Genomic DNA, 18,153 nt, shown 5'->3' on the forward strand with positions numbered 1-18,153 from the left:
TTAAGGAAATATTGAAAAGGAGGAAAATTTATGGAAGAAAAAATACCAATGGTTGAGTTCAAAGATGTATCCAAGATATATCCTAAAATGAAGAATCCGGCTGTTAACCATATCAGTTTTGAAATAGATAAAGGTGATTTTTGCTGCCTAATTGGCACCTCCGGTTCAGGAAAGACTACTTTGATGCGAATGATTAATCGCATGAACAGCGTAACTAAAGGCGAAGTGTTGGTTAATGGTAAAAACGTTAAAAGTTTTAATCCCGTCAACTTGAGACGTCATATTGGGTATGTTATTCAAAATAATGGTTTGATGCCTCATATGACTATTAGAGAAAACATTATTTTGGTACCCAAGCTATTAAAATGGCCTAAGGAAAAATTAGCTGGTGAAGCGCAAAAGTTAATTCAAATGGCTGAATTGCCGGAATCATATTTAGACAGGTATCCGACTGAGCTATCTGGTGGTCAACAACAAAGAATTGGAGTTGTACGCGCACTGGCAGCAAACCAAAATCTCATATTAATGGATGAGCCTTTTGGAGCATTAGATCCGATAACTCGCGAAAGTTTACAAAATTTGGTACAAAACTTACAAGTGCGATTAGGCAAAACAATTGTTTTTGTCACTCATGATATGGATGAAGCGTTAAAGTTAGCTACTAAAGTAGTTGTTTTGCATGATGGGCAGTTGATTCAAGTAGGAACGCCTGAGGAGATTTTACATCATCCTGCTAATGACTACGTTAAAAGTTTGATCGGTGAAGAGCGCTTGTCAGAAGCAAAATATGAAACTGTAAAAGTTAAAAACGTGATGCTAACAAATCCGATTAAGATTGACTTGGGTGCTTCATTATCTGATGCCTTAACCATGATGAAGGAAAACCGTGTCGATACGCTTCTAGTGGTTGATAATAGTGACCGCCTTAAAGGTTATATTTCGATTGATGATTTGCAACGAAATTATTCTAAGGCAAGCAGCGTTAGTGATATCTTGATTACTAAAGTAAGCACAGTTGGTCCGGATGAATATTTACGTGATAACTTTAGTCGTATTATGAGCCGTAACAAGAGTTATATTCCGGTAATTGATTCGGATAATAAATTAGTCGGTATAGTTACTCGTGCAAGTTTGGTTAATGTCGTTTATCAAAAAATATGGGGCGATAAGGGCCACACGCAAAATAATACGGGAAAAGAGGCGAACTAAAATGTCAGCCTTTTTTGCACAACATGGCTCAGAATTATTGGTAAAAACTTGGCAACAAATATATATTTCAGCTATTTCACTGGGCTTGGGAATTGTTGTAGCAGTTCCATTAAGTATCATATTAATGAAATTTCCGCGCGTGGCAAAAGTCGTGATTGCTATTGCCAGTATGTTGCAGACCATACCAGCTTTGGCTCTGCTTGCGATCATGATTCCATTTTTTGGTGTTGGTAAGCTGCCCGCAATTATTGCACTTTTTCTCTATAGTTTAATGCCCATTTTGCGTAACACATATGTGGGTTTGATGGGGGTAAACCCGGACACTATTGATTCAGCTCGCGGCTTAGGTATGACGAATATACAATTAATCTTGAAAGTTGATATTCCGTTAGCGATGCCTGTGATCATGGCGGGAATAAGACTTTCTGCTATTTATGTTATTGCGTGGGCGACTCTAGCTTCTTATATAGGTGCTGGGGGCCTTGGCGACTTCATCTTTAATGGCCTTAGTTTATATCAGACTGATCTAATTTTTGGTGGTACCATTCCAGTCATCATATTGGCACTTCTAACTGATTATCTCTTGGGTAAGCTTGAACGTAAATTAACACCAAAAGGAATATAAGGAGGTATTCATCATGAAAAAGTATTTTAAAAAGATATTCCTGATGATAACAGCCTTGATTATTATGTTAACTACTAGTGCTTGTGGCTTGCCTGGACTTTCTGATAGTCAAGGCAGTCAGGAAAATATTAGAATTACGGCACTAACAACTACTGAATCGCAAATTATGGCTAATATTGTTGCCCAATTGATTGAACATGAAACTTCATACAAAACTTCAATTGTTAATAATTTGGGTTCTGCTCCTATGCAGCATCAGGCTCTAATTCGTCATGACGCCGATATTCAAGCTGCTGCTTATGATGGTGGTGAATTAACTGCAAATCTTTTATTGCCAGCTATTAAGGATTCCAAAAAGGCAAATGATACAGTCAGACGTGAAGTAAAAAAGAGATGGGATCAAACTTATTTGCATACATATGGCTTCGCTAATAATTATGCTTTTATGGTGAGAGCAAAAGACCAAAAGAAGTACCATCTGTATCAGATTTCTGATTTAAAGAAAGTTAAAGATAAATTTTCTTTCGGTGTAGCATCCGAATGGGTAAATGCTCCAGGAGTCGGTTATCCTGCTTTTCAAACAGCTTACGGATTAACCTTTTCTAAAGCACACCCTATGAATATCGGCTTAGTATATTCAGCACTGAAAAGCGGTAAGATGGATGTTATTCTAGGCTATTCTACTGATGGCCGAATTGATAGCTACAATTTGCACCTATTGAAGGATGATAAACATTTCTTTCCGCCGTATAATTGTGGCATGCTAATCAATAACTATTTATTAAGAGAGCATCCTGAATTAAAAGCAATTTTGGCAAGATTAGTGGGTAATGTGAGTGTTCATGATATCCGTAAAATGAACTTCCAAGTAGATGACAAGCTACTTGAACCTGCTACGGTTGCACGGCAATTTTTAGAAAAACATAATTACTTTAGGGGGGAGAAATAATGTCTCATTTATCTTTATGGCAGCAATTTATTTATTATTATGTCCATAATGGTAGTTATGTATTAGCACAATTTAACCGGACTTTTTTGATTTCAATCTATGGCGTTTTATTTGCAGCTATTATTGGCATACCAGTTGGAATTTTTATTTCGCGCAATGGACATTTAGGAGATTTTGTTGTAGAAATTGCGAACTTTATCCAAACAATTCCTTCGCTTGCCCTTTTGTCTATTGTAATGATTGGTTTGGGCCTAGGCGTTATGACCGTTATTGTCACCGTTACGCTTTATTCACTTTTGCCAATTATTAAGAATACATATACTGGTATGAGGAACGTTAATAAGAATGTCATTGATTCAGGAAAAGGAATGGGAATGACAAAGCTGCAACTACTTTATATGGTGAGATTACCGCTCTCAATGTCTGTTATTATAGCTGGCTTGAAAAACGCTTTGGTAATAGCAATTGGTATCACTTCAATTGGTTCGTTCGTTGGAGCAGGTGGCTTAGGAGACATAATTATTCGCGGCACCAATGCTACTAATGGCAGTGCGATTATACTAGCTGGTGCCCTTCCTACAGCATTGATGGCAATCTTGGCAGATGTGATTTTGAATTTCTTGCAAAAAGTTTTGGAACCCAAAGGCCTTAAAAAATAAATTAAAAGTTTTTTGCATTTTTTTCGTATTTAATAATGTGAATAAAAATAATAAACATTTGTTCGCCTTTTTTCTTGCAAATATACACTAAAGCAAAGTATAATTATTACGTACTAAATTAAAGAAATTTTGATAGAGGAGGACAAGAGTCTTGGCCAAGGATGAAAAACAAGCTGCACTGGAAAATGCGCTTAAGAAAATTGAAAAGAATTTTGGTAAAGGCGCTGTTATGCGTATGGGTGATAAAGCTGACACCAAAATCTCGACCGTTCCCTCAGGTTCGCTTGCTCTTGATGCAGCTCTGGGAGTTGGCGGCTATCCCCGGGGTAGAATTGTAGAAATTTACGGACCAGAATCTTCTGGTAAAACAACCGTTGCATTACATGCAGTAGCTGAAGTGCAAAAAAGAGGTGGTACAGCTGCTTATATCGATGCCGAAAATGCTATGGATCCGGCTTATGCGGAGGCATTAGGTGTAGACGTTGATTCACTTATTTTGTCTCAGCCAAATACTGGTGAAGAAGGTTTACAAATTGCTGATACGTTGATTACAAGTGGTGCAATTGATATTTTAGTTGTTGACTCTGTTGCGGCACTTGTGCCTCAAGCTGAAATTGACGGAGAAATGGGTGACAGTCATGTTGGTCTGCAAGCTCGTTTAATGAGTCAAGCTCTGCGTAAGCTTTCGGGTAACATTAATAAGACCAAAACTATTGCAATTTTTATCAATCAAATTCGTGAAAAAGTTGGAATTATGTTTGGTAATCCTGAAACTACTCCTGGTGGTCGGGCACTGAAATTTTATGCCACTATTCGCTTGGAAATCAGAAGAGCGGAAAAGATCAAGCAAACCGGTGGAGAAATTACTGGTAACCGTGTAAAAATCAAGGTAGTTAAAAACAAAGTTGCGCCGCCTTTTAAAGTTGCTGAAGTTGACATGATGTATGGCAAGGGTATTTCACAGAGTGGTGAGCTGTTGGATATGGCGGCCGACAAGGACATTATAGCCAAGGCCGGTTCGTGGTATTCATATCACGATGAACGAATTGGGCAGGGCCGAGAAAATGCCAAGAAGTACCTTGAAGATCACCCTGATGTCTATGACGATGTTCAAAAGCAGGTTCGTCAAGCTTTCGGTATTGATGAAGAATCAGTTGCTGAAAGAGAAGATCCTGAAAAAGTCAAAGCCAAAAAAGCCCAAAAAGCTGCTGATACAGAAAAGGAAGCTTCTGCTAAAAAAGAAGCAGACAGCAAAAGCTAATTACGAGGAAATAAACCTTGACCTGTGAAAATGGGTTAAGGTTTTTTCATGTCGTTTGACATAAGTCCCATCGTTCTTTATTATTAATATTGTGTGAATAATCTAAAAAATAAAAAAGGCGATAGAAATCATGATAAGTAAATTTTTGATTCCCGTCGCGATAGCTATAATTTCAATTATTGTTGGCGTTGTTGGAGGATACTCTATTCGTAAAAGGATCTGGGAGAAAAAGGCTCAGAACGCTCAAAACGATGCCGACCATATTTTAACCGAAGCAAAAGCACGAGTTGATGCTGCTAAAGCTGAAGTCAATGCACAAAAGCAAGCAGCTGATGCTATTAAACAGAGTGCGCAAAACACTAAAAAAGAAAAAATTCTTGAAGCTCAAGAACAAATTCAAGACTACCGACAAAAAGTTGAAGATGAATTAAACGACAAACGTGATAAAATTGCACGCGATCAAAATCGCTTAACCCAACGAGAGGATACTCTTGATCATAAGAACTCTTTGCTAAAAGAAAAAGAGGATGATTTAACTAAAAAAGATGAACAGCTAGAGCAAAAGCAAACAGAATTAGCTGCTAAATTGCAAAAAGCTGATGCATTAGTTGAACAGACTACGCAGAAGCTTTACGAAGTGGCTCATTTAGACAAAGAGCAGGCAAAAAAGCTTGTTTTAGATCAATTAGCAGACGAATTAGTTAAAGAACGGGCAGAGTTGATTAGTAATAGTAATCAAGAAGTAAAAGCTAAAGCTGACCATTATGCGCGCAAAATAATTATTGATGCAATTCAAAGCAGCTCGGCAGATACAGTAGCTGAAACAACTGTATCTGTAGTTGATTTGCCCAATGAGGAAATGAAAGGTCGGATTATTGGTCGTGAAGGACGTAATATCAGATCTTTTGAAGCACTTACTGGAGTTGATCTTATAATTGATGACACTCCAAAGGTTGTAACTTTAAGTGGTTTTGATGCCATCAGGCGTGAAATTGCGAAAAGAGCAATGGAACGCTTGATAAAAGATGGACGGATTCATCCGGCTCGAATAGAGGAAACTGTTGATAAAGCCCGTAAAGAAGTAAATGATGATATTTACGAAGCTGGAGAAAGCGCTCTAATGGAGCTGGGAATTCATAAAATGAATCCAGAACTGGTTAAAATATTGGGTAGACTTAAATACCGGACATCTTATGGTCAAAATGTTTTGGGTCATTCAATTGAAGTTGCAAAATTAGCTGGTACAATGGCTGCGGAGCTTGGATTAAATGAAAAATTAGCCGTTCGCGCGGGATTATTACACGATATTGGAAAAGCAGTCGACCATGACATTGAAGGTTCACACGTAGAAATTGGTGTAGAACTGACAAGGAAGTATCATGAGCCGGATGTGGTTGTTAATGCAATTGCAGCACATCATGGGGATGTGCCTAAGTTATCATTTATTGCTGAATTGGTAGTTGCAGCAGATACCATTTCTTCTGCAAGACCTGGTGCCAGAAGCGAAAGTTTGGAAAATTATATCAGAAGACTTACTGACCTTGAACAAATAGCAAATAGGTATGACGGTGTCAAACAGGCGTATGCTATTCAGGCTGGACGAGAAGTCCGTGTGATGGTTGAACCCGATAAGATTTCAGATGATCGCATTACAGTTTTAGCACGTGACATTCGCAATCAAATTGAAAAAGAACTTGATTACCCTGGTAATATAAAAATAACAGTTATTCGTGAAAAACGTGCTGTATCAATTGCAAAATAAAGTAAAAGGATTGAATGCAAAATTCAATCTTTTTTTAATCTACTTTAGCAAATTTTATTTCCAGCTTTGAAACAGTTACTTTTTTAAGTTTGTTCTTGATGCTTTTGCTATCTTGATTATTCAGTGAATATCCTAATTACGACTTTCAATTTCTAGTGAAGTTTCATAGAGTGATAGAGGCTGTTATTTTCAAAAATGCTCATACTTAATCAACCTAATTTGTGCATTTTTGCTCTACCCTGTATAATTAAGACAACTTTAAATGAAAGTAGCCGACTATGTTTAAAATTATTGTTGAATTATTCTTTTTAGTGATTATACAGGCTGCGATCACACCTTTTATTAGGCGATTAGCTTTTGTATTAGGTGCTGTCGACATTCCCAATAAAAGAAGAGTAAATAAAAAGCCAATGCCAACCCTAGGGGGTTTGGGTATTTTTGTCACCTTCAATATAGGAGCTTTTATTCTTCTGCGCGATCAGTTTCCAACTCATGAAGCATTTAGCATACTTTTAGGCTCTAGTGTAATTGTCTTGACTGGCATAATCGATGATATTATGGAGCTGAAACCAAGACAAAAAATGCTGGGTATTTTTATCGGTGCTTTAGTAATTTATTTTCTTGCCGGTATTAAAATGAATGTTCTCAATCTGCCATTCTTGAACAAACAAATAAATTTGGGATGGTGGAGTCTGCCAATTACTATTTTTTGGATCTTAGCTTTAACTAATGCTGTTGATTTAATTGATGGGCTTGACGGATTGGCTGATGGTGTCTCTATGATTTCACTCATAACTATGGGAATTGTCGGCTATTTCTTTTTGCACACCGGCCAACTCTATATTCCGATCGGCTGTTTTATGCTGGCAGCTTGTTTACTGGGCTTTTTACCATATAACTTTCACCCGGCTAAAATATTTTTAGGTGATACAGGTGCGTTATACATCGGATTTATGATTGCAGTATTTTCTCTAAAAGGCTTGAAGAACGTAACTTTCATTTCGCTGCTTGTGCCGGTTACTATTCTGGGTGTGCCAATTACTGATACGCTTTATGCTATGATTCGGCGGAAGCTTAATAATCGGCCCGTTTCTCAAGCTGATAAGCATCATTTGCATCATCAACTTATGAAAATGGGCTTGACACACAGACAAACGGTTTTAAGTATTTATGCAATATCATTGGTCTTCTCTTTTATTTCTCTGTTATTTTTATTGTCGCCAATGTGGGGCATGTGGGTCTTAATTGCTGGTCTAGCAGTTGCCCTTGAATTTTTTGTAGAGTCCATTGGGCTTTTAGGTGAAAAATATAAACCCTTGCTGAATTTAACCCAAAAATTAATTAATTCGCGCAGTAAAAAAGATCCAACAGTTGAGGTATGGCATCTGGGACAGGATAAACCTGAGCAACTAAAAAAGAAGAAAAAAGAATAAATTTTAAACTTGACTCACATTTCAGATGTGAGTTTTTTTACTGCTCATGATAGTTGTTTTGAGTGACAGGAACTTCATTATATCTTTGGGGAAGAAGCTCAAATTCTACTTTGCCCGCCAAAATATTGATTAAGTCATTTTCAAGCTGCTTTAACTTATCTTCATCAATAAAAATGGAAATCGTGACTTTCGTTTCATAGTCGATATTATCAATGAAAATCTTTTTTTGATTAAGATAATGCTGAGTCTCGTCAAATTTTTTATAATCGACTTGAAATTTCAAGCCTTGTTGTTGCACGCGCTTAACCACTCCAATAGCTTCAACAGCCTTAGTGACACTGTTGGAATATGCACGGATTAAGCCGCCAGCTCCCAACTTTATCCCACCAAAATAGCGCGTTACGACCACGGTAACGTTTTTCAGATTCATTAATTGAAGTGCCTTTAACTCTGGGACACCTGCAGTTCCGGATGGTTCACCATTATCGCTTGCTTTGACATGCTCGTCGTTTAATCCAATAGTGTAAGCAAAAGTGTTATGGGTAGCGTCACGGTATTTTTGGGTAACAGCATTAATTGCACTTTCGGCCTCCTTAACGGTTAAAGTTCTTATAACAGTAGCAATAAAGCGACTTTTTTTAATTACTAATTCGTGATCACCGTTTTCCTTAATGGTTAAATAATCTTCTTTTTCGTTTTCGTTCAAAAAAATCAGCCCTTTTTTGCGTATTTATCATTGGAGGACAAAATGGAAAATATTTCTCATCTTGCTGGTCGTCAATGGCTTAGTAGTCAAATGGATTTTAGTACAAAGAAAGGTATAACAAAAATCAAGGCTGTTATCAATGGTCGGTGTTCACGATGCAATGCTAAGGTTTGGGCTAAATTGCCCAATGGCAAAAGATATTGTCGCGAATGTATTGGTTTAGGAAGAGTAGTTGAAGGCGATTATCTTATTCGTAATGAGGAGAAAGTAAACTTCCCGCGAACAAGAAACGGTGGTTTGACTTGGAATGGTAAATTAACAGTTCAACAAGAAAAAATCGCTAAGGATTTGGTTCAGAACTACATAAATAAGCAAAATACTTTAGTTCATGCATTAACCGGTGCTGGTAAAACTGAGATGATGTTTCCTTTGATTGCGCACTGTTTAGCGGAAGGGAAGCGGTGCTGCATAGCTGCACCGAGAATAGATGTAGTTAATGAATTATTTCCCCGCTTGCAGATGGCATTCACTAAAATTAGAATTGGTAAATACCACGGGCATGAATACCAAGAGCCAGGCTTAGAGCAGTTAACCATCTGTACCACCCATCAATTATTAAAATTTTTTCGTGCTTTTGACTTATTGATTATTGATGAAGCTGATTCTTTTCCATATGTACGGAATCCTGAACTTAATTTTGCAGCGAAAAATGCGCATAAGAATAATGGTCAGATAGTCTATCTAACAGCAACGCCTACAAAAGAACTGTTAAAACTTGTTAAAAAGGGTCTAATTCAGCAATTAAAGTTAAATAGACGTTTTCATGGTCATCTTTTGCCTGTACCAAAAGAAAAACTGTTTTTACGTCCATTTTTAAAAGGTAAACGAATTAATCCAAAACTTGTGCAAGAAATTAGCAAAGTAATTAAGGCTAAGCATCCACTACTTTTATTTTTGCCCAGAATTGATTTGATTAAGCCATATGTTAGCGCACTTAGAAATGAGCCTGAATTTAAGCAGGTAACAATAGAGGGTGTACATGCAAATGATGTGCAGAGAATTGCAAAAGTTGATAAATTCAGGCAGGGACAAATACAATTGCTTGTTACCACTACTATTTTGGAACGTGGCGTAACCTTTAATCATGTTTGGGTAATTGTGGTCCAGGCTGATGATAAAATTTATAATACTTCTAGTTTGGTCCAAATTGCGGGTAGAGTTGGTCGCGCTAAGACTGATCCAACGGGTTTAATATTATTTTGCTACCAAAAATATACTTCAAGTCTGCGTAATGCGATGAAACAAATTCGTGAGATGAATAAATGAAAAAATGCCTATTGTGTGGACAATATTTCATTTCAAAAATGTCATTTTTAAATCTATTTTCCTGGCACCAGGAGGATCGAAAAAGTATTTGCGACCACTGTTTTAAAAAGTTCATTCATATACCTGAAAAGCATTGCCCAATATGCTCGGGAAATTTAAATCAAAATCAGATTTGTTCAGACTGTATGAATTGGCAAAAAATATATGGCGAAAAGTTATTAATTAATCACTCTGTGTATTTATATAACAGAGCATTCCATGATTTAATGGTTAACTATAAACGTTATGGTGACTACGTTTTATACGCTGCACTACAAGAATTGTGTGTTAAAGAACTGTCTGAATTTAAAGCTGATGTTTATGTTCCAGTTCCAACTTCTCCTGAGCACATCGCTAAAAGACAATTCGATACAATCACTGCACTGTACTGTAGTCTTGTTCCTTTAACAAACATGCTGGGTAAGAAAGCAGGACTAGGAGCCCAAGGAGAGAAAAATCGGGCCGAAAGATTAACTAGTGAGCAAAGCTTTTTTGTTAAGGAAAACTTTACGATTAATTTTCAAAAATGCACTGTCCTCTTGCTGGATGACATATACACTACTGGCAGAACGCTTTATCATGCTCGAGATGCGCTGGCAAAAATTTTTCCCAATGCGAAAATCAGTAGTTTTACCTTATGTAGATAAAACAAAATTGTTCAGCGCTTTCATGTTTTGTTATAATTTTGCTATAATATAGATAACATCAGACTGCCTCAAGCAGTTGAAAGGAGAATCTCATATGTTAAAGTATAATGTTCGTGGTGAAAATATCGAGGTAACGGATGCTTTAAGAAGTTACGTAGAAAAGCGCCTTAAAAAATTAGAAAAATATTTCGATTTAAATCAAGATATGATTGCTCATGTTAATTTAAAGGTGTATCGTGATCACAAGGCTAAAGTCGAGGTAACTATACCACTGCCATACTTAGTATTGAGAGCTGAAGAAACAACTGACGATATGTATCGCAGTATTGATTTTGTTTCTGAAAAATTGGAAAGACAAATTAGAAAATATAAGACACGTGTAAATCGTAAGAGTCGTGAAAAAGGAATTAATGATTTCTTCGTTGAAAGTGCGCAGGAAGATTCAAAAGACAAAGAAAGTAATGAATTTACAATTGTTCGTAATAAGCAAATTGGCTTGAAACCAATGAGTCCTGAAGAAGCAATTTTGCAAATGAATATGCTTGAGCATGATTTCTTTGTTTTCCAAGATGGTGAAACTAGCGGTACAAGTGTTGTCTATCGCAGAAATGACGGCCGTTATGGTTTGATTGAGACCAAATAGTAATAATATTATTAAGTAAGGGCCCCACATTTAGTGTGAGGTCTTTGTTTTGTTTATTTTTCATTTAGCGCTAATCATGGTAAAATTATAATGTGTTTTTATACTTTAACTACATATAAGGATCGATTAAATGGTAAACATTTTAAAGAAACTATACAATAACGATAAAAGAGAACTGAAAAAATTTGAAAAAATTGCAGATAAAGTTGAAAGTCATGCAGACGAATACAGTCGGCTTTCAGACGAAGAATTACAGGCAAAAACACCTGAATTTCGTGATAGATTGAAAAATGGCGAAAGCTTAGATTCGCTCTTGCCGGAAGCTTTTGCAGTTTCTCGTGAAGGAGCTAAAAGAGTTTTAGGCCTATACCCATTTCACGTTCAAGTATTAGGTGGTATTGCGCTGCACTACGGTAATATTGCCGAAATGATGACTGGTGAAGGTAAGACCTTAACTGCGACTATGCCTGTTTATCTGAATGCACTAACAGGAAAAGGCGTTCACGTTGTTACTGTTAACGAATATTTGTCCAGTCGTGATGCCGAAGAAATGGGTCAGTTATACAAATGGTTAGGCTTAACAGTTGGTCTTAACTTGAATGCTATGTCTCCTGATGAAAAACGTGAAGCATATAATTGTGATGTAACTTATTCCACTAACTCAGAACTGGGCTTTGATTATCTGCGTGATAATATGGTCGTTTACAAGGAACAAATGGTTCAACGTGAACTTAACTATGCTATTATCGATGAGGTTGACTCAATTTTAATCGATGAGGCTAGGACACCATTAATTATTTCCGGCGAAGCAGAACAGGCTAATGGTGACTATATTCGTGCTGATCGCTTTGTTAAAACTCTTAAAGAAGACAAAAGTGATGATGATGCGGATGATGATAAGGACTATGGTGATTACAAGATTGATTGGCCAACTAAGACCATTTCTTTGACTAGAACTGGTATTCAAAAAGCTTGTGATCATTTTGGCCTTAAAAATTTGTATGACGTTGAAAACCAGAAATTAGTACACCACCTTGATCAGGCTTTAAGAGCAAATTACATTATGCTTAAAGATATTGATTATGTTGTGCAAAACGGTGAAGTTTTAATCGTTGATTCTTTCACCGGTCGTGTTATGCAGGGACGGCGCTATTCTGATGGCCTGCACCAGGCTATTGAAGCTAAAGAAGGCGTTAAGATTCAGGAAGAATCTAAGACACAGGCAACAATTACTTATCAGAACTTTTTCAGAATGTATAAAAAACTTGCCGGTATGACAGGTACTGCTAAAACTGAAGAAGAAGAATTCCGTGAAATTTACAACATGCAGGTAATTACTATCCCGACTAACCGTCCTTTGATCAGGAAAGATAATCCGGATATTCTTTATCCTACTTTGTCATCCAAGTTTGCGGCAGTTGTTAATGAAATTAAAGACCGGCACTCAAAGGGCCAACCGGTATTAGTTGGTACCGTTGCGGTTGAAAGTTCTGAAAGATTGAGTAAGTTACTCGACAAAGAAGGAATTCCTCATGCCGTTTTGAATGCTAAAAACCATGCTAAGGAAGCTCAGATTATCATGAATGCCGGTCAACGCGGTGCGGTCACTATTGCGACTAACATGGCAGGTCGTGGTACCGACATTAAATTAGGGCCAGGTGTGAAAGAACTAGGTGGACTTTCTGTCATCGGTACTGAACGTCATGAGTCTCGTAGAATTGATAACCAGCTCCGTGGACGTTCGGGTCGTCAAGGTGACCCTGGTGTTACTCGTTTCTATCTCTCACTTGAAGATGATTTGATGAAACGTTTTGGCGGCGACAGAGTCAAAGACTTCCTTGACCGTTTGTCTGACAATGATGATGACAAGGTAATTGAGAGTCGCTTGATCACTAGACAAGTTGAGTCTGCTCAAAAACGGGTTGAAGGTAATAACTATGATACCCGTAAGCAAACATTGCAGTATGATGATGTTATGCGTATTCAACGTGAGATTATTTATGGTGAACGGATGCAGGTTATTGGTGAAGAAAAGTCACTTAAGGATGTTTTAATCCCAATGATTCGCCGTACTATTAATAGTCAAGTTGATATGTTTACACAGGGTGATCGCAGTAAATGGCGGCTTGATTCACTGCGTGATTTTATTTCTTCAAGTTTGACGAGCGAAGAAGAAACTGATGCAATTGACTTCAAGACAATTACGGTTCCTGACTTAAAGCAAAAGCTGTATGATATCGTTGAAGCCAACTATGAAGAAAAAGAAGCGATTTTGGCTGATCCTTCAGAAATGCTTGAATTTGAAAAAGTAGTTATCTTGCGGGTAGTTGACGATCGCTGGACTGATCATATAGATGCTATGGACCAATTACGGCAATCAATTAGTCTGCGTGGCTATGGTCAACTTAATCCGCTGGTAGAATATCAGGATTCTGGCTACAACATGTTTGAAGAAATGGTATCAAATATTGAATTTGATGTGACTCGTTTATTTATGAAAGCTGAAATTAGACAAAATCTTAGTCGTTAATAGTTAAGATGGAAGAGAAAGCAGCTGCTTTCTCTTTTTTACTGAAATTTTATTAAAAATAAAGGAGCTAATGTAAAAATATGGAAATAAGTGACATTCAAAATGAACTAGATAGTTTAAAAAAGCGGTTAGACCACTTTAGGGGGTCTCTTTGACTTAGATTCAATAAACGAAAGTATCATTGTTAATGAAAATAAGATGCAAGAGCCGACTTTTTGGGATGATCAGGAAAAAGCACAAACTTTGATTAGTGAGACAAATGTGTTGAAAGAAAAACGTGATTCTTTTGTTAAATTGGAAAAGGATTATCAAAATGAAATAACAGCACTAGAATTACTGCGTGAAGAAGCAGATCAAGATTTACAAAAAGAAGTTGAAACCGATCTGCAAAAATTGCAAACTGAGTTTCATGATTATGAGCTAGATTTACTCTTATCTGGCAAATATGATGATCACAATGCGCTAATTGAAATTCATCCGGGAGCAGGTGGCACTGAAGCGATGGACTGGGGCCAAATGCTCTTGCGGATGTACCAGAGATATGCCGATATTCGCGGCTTTAAATTTGAAATTAATAATTATGAACCTGGAGAAGAAGCTGGTCTTAAAAGCGTTAGTGCCAAGATTACTGGTAAAAATGCCTACGGCCTGATGAAATCGGAAAATGGTGTTCACCGCTTGGTGAGAATTTCTCCCTTCGATTCGGCCAAGAGGAGACATACATCTTTTGCTTCGGTTGAAGTTATTCCGGAAATTGATGAGAGTATTAAGGTGGATATCGATCCTAAAGATCTCCGTGTTGACGTTTACCGGTCGAGTGGTGCAGGCGGCCAGCATATTAATAAAACATCAAGCGCTGTCAGAATCACTCATTTACCGACAGGAATCGTAACTACGTCTCAGGCGCAGCGTTCACAGTTGCAGAATCGGGAAACCGCAATGAATGAACTGCGAGCAAAACTATTTCACCTGGAAGAAGAAAAGAAACGTAAGCACAAGCAGGAGCTTAAAGGTGATCAAAAAGAAATTGGTTGGGGCTCACAAATTAGATCTTATGTTTTTCATCCTTATAATTTGGTTAAAGATCTGCGCACAGGCTATGAAACTTCCGATACAAGTGGTGTAATGGATGGCAAGCTGCAACCGTTTGTTTATGCATATTTACAATGGCTTTTGAGCCAGGAAAATCCAGAGTAGGTGATTAGATGAGTTTTTGGGGAATTGTTGGTTTAGTATTATTGGCAGTTGTTATTTTAAGTATTATTTTTGCTATATTTCACATCTTTTTCATGATATTACCGGCAGCCTTAGTAATTATTGGTATTATCTGGTTAATCAATCATTTTACCAAAAATGATGATAATAATGCTGGACACTCTGATCTTAATTCTGGTTCTTATAGCTGGGACAATTGGAATGAAAATAATCAAACTAAACCAAAACGAAAAAAGGTACGCGATGCTAAAACCAAAGATGTCGACAAGTAATAAAGGGGCATTTTGAAATGACAAACGCTGTTAAATTAAGAAATTTAATTCGTGATAATAAAATTGTTCATGTTGTGCAGGGAAAACAATATATCAATAATAAGGAGATTGTTGTATCTGATATTTATAGACCAGGACTGGAGTTAACAGGCTACTTTGACTTTTACCCCCGCCAGCGTATTCAGTTACTTGGGCGTACAGAAATTTCTTATGCCGCTAGACTAGACCACGATAGTTTAGTGCAGGTTTTTAAAAAACTTTGTACCCCTGATACGCCCTGCTTTTTTGTATCGCGTTCTCTGCGAATACCACCGGAACTAGCTCAAGCTGCTGATGAGGCGGAGATTCCTATTCTTTCTTCACCAGAGTCAACTACCTATGTTTCCAGTATTTTGACGGAATATTTAAGAGAGCGACTAGCTGTCCGTGATACGATTCACGGCGTCTTAGTTGAAGTTAAAGGTATGGGCGTGTTACTGACTGGTGATTCAGGTGTTGGGAAATCTGAAACTGCTTTAGGCTTAATTCATCGTGGTCACCGTTTAATAGCTGATGATCGAGTTGATGTTTATCAAAAAGATGTGGAAACCGTGATGGGTGAAGCTCCGGAAATATTAAAACACCTAATGGAAATTCGTGGTATTGGTATCATTGATGTTATGGATCTGTTCGGTGTTGGAGCTGTTAAAAACCGTGAAAGCATCCAGCTGGTTATCAAACTTGTCAATTGGGATAAGAAAGCTAATTATGATCGTTTAGGTTTTGAGGAAAGCAAACGAGATATTTGTAATGTTGAAGTTCCCCAAATCACTATTCCTGTTAAAGTCGGTCGTAACATGGAAGATATTATTGAAATTGCAACTATGAATTTCCGCGCCAAGAGAAGCGGCTATAATGCTACCAAAACTTTTGACAGTAATTTAACGAAATTAATTAAGAAAAACTCTCAAGCAGACACAGCAAAGGATAAGAATAAATGATATTGATCATCAATCCTGTAGCATTTAAATTAGGAAACCTAAGTGTCAAGTGGTATGGCATTATTATGGCTGTCGCAATTATTTTAGCTGTCTCAATGGCAATCTTTGAAGGACGTAAACGTCAAATTGAAAGTGATGACTTCATGGATTTGCTGTTATGGGCTGTTCCTCTTGGATATGTGGGTGCACGCATTTACTATGTTATTTTTGAATGGAATTATTATTCTCAGCATCTTGACGAGATAATTGCTATTTGGAATGGTGGCATAGCTATCTATGGCGGCTTACTGGCCGGATTGGCAGTTTTACTGGTATTTTGTTATAAGAGAATGTTGCCACCATTTCTGATGCTGGACATCATTACGCCAGGAGTAATGGCTGCTCAAATATTAGGCCGCTGGGGTAATTTTATTAATCAAGAAGCTCATGGTGGGCCCACAACCTTGGCTTTTTTACAAAGCTTACACTTACCTGATTTTATTATTAATCAGATGAAAATCGGTGGAGTATACTATCAGCCAACTTTTCTATATGAATCTTTTTTTAATTTGATTGGTTTACTGATAATATTGTTATTAAGACACAGAAAGCATCTGTTTAAACAAGGCGAAATATTTATGCTCTATTTGGCATGGTATTCTGTCGTACGTTTTTTCGTAGAAGGCATGCGGACAGATAGTCTTTACCTTTGGGGATCGATTCGGGTTTCGCAAATGCTTAGTGTAATATTGCTGATAGTGGTTATAGTATTATTTATTTATCGCAGGCGAATTGTTAAACCCAAATGGTATTTAGACGGCAGTGGCTTGAAATACCCTTATAGTCGAGATTAATAATTATTTTAGTGAAAGAGAGTAAAAAATGACAAAAATTGCAGTTTTAGGAGCAGGTTCATGGGGTACGGTTTTAGGATCAATGCTTGCTGATAAAGGATATAATATCGTTCTGTATGGTAATAACGAAAAAGTTAATGACGAAATTAACCAGAATCATACCAATGAGCACTACATGAGAAACTGGCAGGTAAATAAAACGGCTGTTGCGACAGGTGATTTAAATGAAGCTTTAACGGAAGCCGAAATTGTATTATTTGTTTTACCTACTCAAGCTATTCGCAGTGTTGCTCAGAATGTAAGTAAAATTTTAAGACAAACTAATTCAAAGCCGCTTATAGTCACTGCTACGAAAGGTATTGAACCGGGTTCCAAAAAACTGATATCGGAAATTTTAACTGAAGAAATCTATCCGGATGATGAGGATAAAATTGTAGCTATTTCAGGACCTAGCCATGCTGAAAGTGTTGCTCAAAAAGATTTGACTGCCATTTCATGTGCTTCAAGCAGCATGGAAAATGCACAAAAAGTGCAGCAGTTATTTTCAAATGACTATTTCCGTTTATATACCAATAGCGACTTAATTGGTGTCGAAGTAGCTGGTGCGGTTAAAAATGTTATTGCAATCGCGGCTGGGATTTTAGTTGGTAAGCACTATGGTGACGATGCTAAGGCGGCTTTAATGACCCGAGGCTTAGCAGAGATTACACGCCTAGGAGTTAATTATTTTGGTGCCGACCCAATGACTTTTAGTGGTCTTGCAGGCATAGGTGATTTAATTGTTACTTGTACATCAGTCAATTCTCGTAATTGGCGCTGTGGTAAGCAATTAGGTGAGGGCAAGAGTCTTGACTATGTCTTGCAAAATATGGGTCAGGTTGTTGAAGGTGCTACAACAGTAAAGGCTGTGCACGAATTATGCGCAGAAAAGCATATTGATATGCCGATTAGTGAAGCTATCTACCGCGTTTTATACCAAAATTCTAATGTAGATGATGAAATTACCCAGATGATGGGTAGAAGTCCTAAACAGGAGATTAGACTTTAACATGCAAATCGTTGTA

General features: G+C 37.3%; 17 protein-coding genes. 16 read left to right on the forward strand and 1 reads right to left on the reverse strand.

The features are described from left to right. The first annotated feature begins 30 nt into the window (after positions 1 to 30). From F5ESL0259_RS02900 to F5ESL0259_RS02930, 7 genes are all read left to right on the forward strand, one after another. On the forward strand, positions 31 to 1,209 hold the full coding sequence (locus tag F5ESL0259_RS02900) for a betaine/proline/choline family ABC transporter ATP-binding protein (protein ID WP_122037406.1): 1,179 nt from the start codon (positions 31 to 33) through the stop codon (positions 1,207 to 1,209). A 1-nt stretch (position 1,210) separates the two neighbouring features. Continuing rightward, positions 1,211 to 1,834 (forward strand): ABC transporter permease, encoded by a 624-nt coding sequence (locus tag F5ESL0259_RS02905; RefSeq protein ID WP_122037407.1) that lies wholly within the window; start codon positions 1,211 to 1,213, stop codon positions 1,832 to 1,834. A 13-nt stretch (positions 1,835 to 1,847) separates the two neighbouring features. Then, the gene (locus F5ESL0259_RS02910) at positions 1,848 to 2,783 is read left to right on the forward strand and encodes an osmoprotectant ABC transporter substrate-binding protein (protein ID WP_122037408.1); all 936 of its coding nucleotides are present in this window, start codon (positions 1,848 to 1,850) and stop codon (positions 2,781 to 2,783) included. Further along, positions 2,783 to 3,442 (forward strand): ABC transporter permease, encoded by a 660-nt coding sequence (locus F5ESL0259_RS02915; RefSeq protein ID WP_046324596.1) that lies wholly within the window; start codon positions 2,783 to 2,785, stop codon positions 3,440 to 3,442. The genes F5ESL0259_RS02910 and F5ESL0259_RS02915 overlap by 1 nt, the downstream gene beginning before the upstream one ends. Positions 3,443 to 3,593: 151 nt before the next feature. Next, positions 3,594 to 4,703, forward strand: coding sequence for a recombinase RecA (recA, locus tag F5ESL0259_RS02920; protein WP_122037409.1), 1,110 nt, complete (start codon positions 3,594 to 3,596; stop codon positions 4,701 to 4,703). 130 nt (positions 4,704 to 4,833) lie between these two features. Continuing rightward, entirely contained in the window at positions 4,834 to 6,465 is a 1,632-nt protein-coding gene (rny, locus tag F5ESL0259_RS02925; protein WP_122037410.1) for a ribonuclease Y, read from the forward strand. A 278-nt stretch (positions 6,466 to 6,743) separates the two neighbouring features. Continuing rightward, positions 6,744 to 7,898: a glycosyltransferase family 4 protein gene (locus tag F5ESL0259_RS02930; RefSeq protein ID WP_110445855.1), complete on the forward strand. Its 1,155-nt coding sequence runs from the start codon at positions 6,744 to 6,746 to the stop codon at positions 7,896 to 7,898. Between the two features lie 37 nt (positions 7,899 to 7,935). Here F5ESL0259_RS02930 and F5ESL0259_RS02935 read toward each other — a convergent pair whose 3' ends face one another. Further along, positions 7,936 to 8,604, reverse strand: coding sequence for a YigZ family protein (locus F5ESL0259_RS02935; protein WP_370448795.1), 669 nt, complete (start codon positions 8,602 to 8,604; stop codon positions 7,936 to 7,938). A 42-nt stretch (positions 8,605 to 8,646) separates the two neighbouring features. On the opposite strand from F5ESL0259_RS02935, the gene F5ESL0259_RS02940 reads away from it, so the two are divergent. From F5ESL0259_RS02940 to F5ESL0259_RS02980, 9 genes are all read left to right on the forward strand, one after another. Further along, positions 8,647 to 9,930: a DEAD/DEAH box helicase gene (locus F5ESL0259_RS02940; RefSeq protein ID WP_122037412.1), complete on the forward strand. Its 1,284-nt coding sequence runs from the start codon at positions 8,647 to 8,649 to the stop codon at positions 9,928 to 9,930. After that, a complete protein-coding gene (locus F5ESL0259_RS02945) occupies positions 9,927 to 10,616 on the forward strand; it encodes a ComF family protein (protein WP_122037413.1) in 690 nt (229 codons plus the stop codon). Before F5ESL0259_RS02940 ends, F5ESL0259_RS02945 begins: the two co-directional genes overlap by 4 nt. 94 nt (positions 10,617 to 10,710) lie before the next feature. Continuing rightward, on the forward strand, positions 10,711 to 11,259 hold the full coding sequence (gene hpf, locus F5ESL0259_RS02950) for a ribosome hibernation-promoting factor, HPF/YfiA family (RefSeq protein WP_122037414.1): 549 nt from the start codon (positions 10,711 to 10,713) through the stop codon (positions 11,257 to 11,259). Between the two features lie 130 nt (positions 11,260 to 11,389). Continuing rightward, a complete protein-coding gene (gene secA, locus F5ESL0259_RS02955; protein WP_122037415.1) occupies positions 11,390 to 13,789 on the forward strand; it encodes a preprotein translocase subunit SecA in 2,400 nt (799 codons plus the stop codon). Positions 13,790 to 13,869: 80 nt separating this feature from the next. After that, a protein-coding gene (gene prfB, locus F5ESL0259_RS02960) for a peptide chain release factor 2 (RefSeq protein WP_199726685.1) occupies positions 13,870 to 14,986 on the forward strand; the annotation gives its coding sequence in 2 pieces (ribosomal slippage) (positions 13,870 to 13,941 and positions 13,943 to 14,986; 1,116 coding nt in all). Positions 14,987 to 14,994: 8 nt separating this feature from the next. Continuing rightward, on the forward strand, positions 14,995 to 15,276 hold the full coding sequence (locus F5ESL0259_RS02965; RefSeq protein WP_046324608.1) for a hypothetical protein: 282 nt from the start codon (positions 14,995 to 14,997) through the stop codon (positions 15,274 to 15,276). A 17-nt stretch (positions 15,277 to 15,293) separates the two neighbouring features. Continuing rightward, positions 15,294 to 16,256 (forward strand): HPr(Ser) kinase/phosphatase, encoded by a 963-nt coding sequence (gene hprK / locus F5ESL0259_RS02970; RefSeq protein ID WP_110445862.1) that lies wholly within the window; start codon positions 15,294 to 15,296, stop codon positions 16,254 to 16,256. After that, positions 16,253 to 17,089 carry a prolipoprotein diacylglyceryl transferase gene (gene lgt, locus F5ESL0259_RS02975; protein ID WP_122037417.1) on the forward strand — a complete coding sequence of 279 codons (837 nt, stop codon included), beginning with the start codon at positions 16,253 to 16,255 and terminating at the stop codon, positions 17,087 to 17,089. Before hprK ends, lgt begins: the two co-directional genes overlap by 4 nt. A 28-nt stretch (positions 17,090 to 17,117) precedes the next feature. Beyond that, the gene (locus F5ESL0259_RS02980) at positions 17,118 to 18,137 is read left to right on the forward strand and encodes an NAD(P)H-dependent glycerol-3-phosphate dehydrogenase (RefSeq protein ID WP_122037418.1); all 1,020 of its coding nucleotides are present in this window, start codon (positions 17,118 to 17,120) and stop codon (positions 18,135 to 18,137) included. Positions 18,138 to 18,153 lie beyond the last annotated feature (16 nt).

The organism is Lactobacillus sp. ESL0259, assembly GCF_003693045.1.
Taxonomy (GTDB): Bacteria; Bacillota; Bacilli; order Lactobacillales; family Lactobacillaceae; genus Lactobacillus; species Lactobacillus melliventris.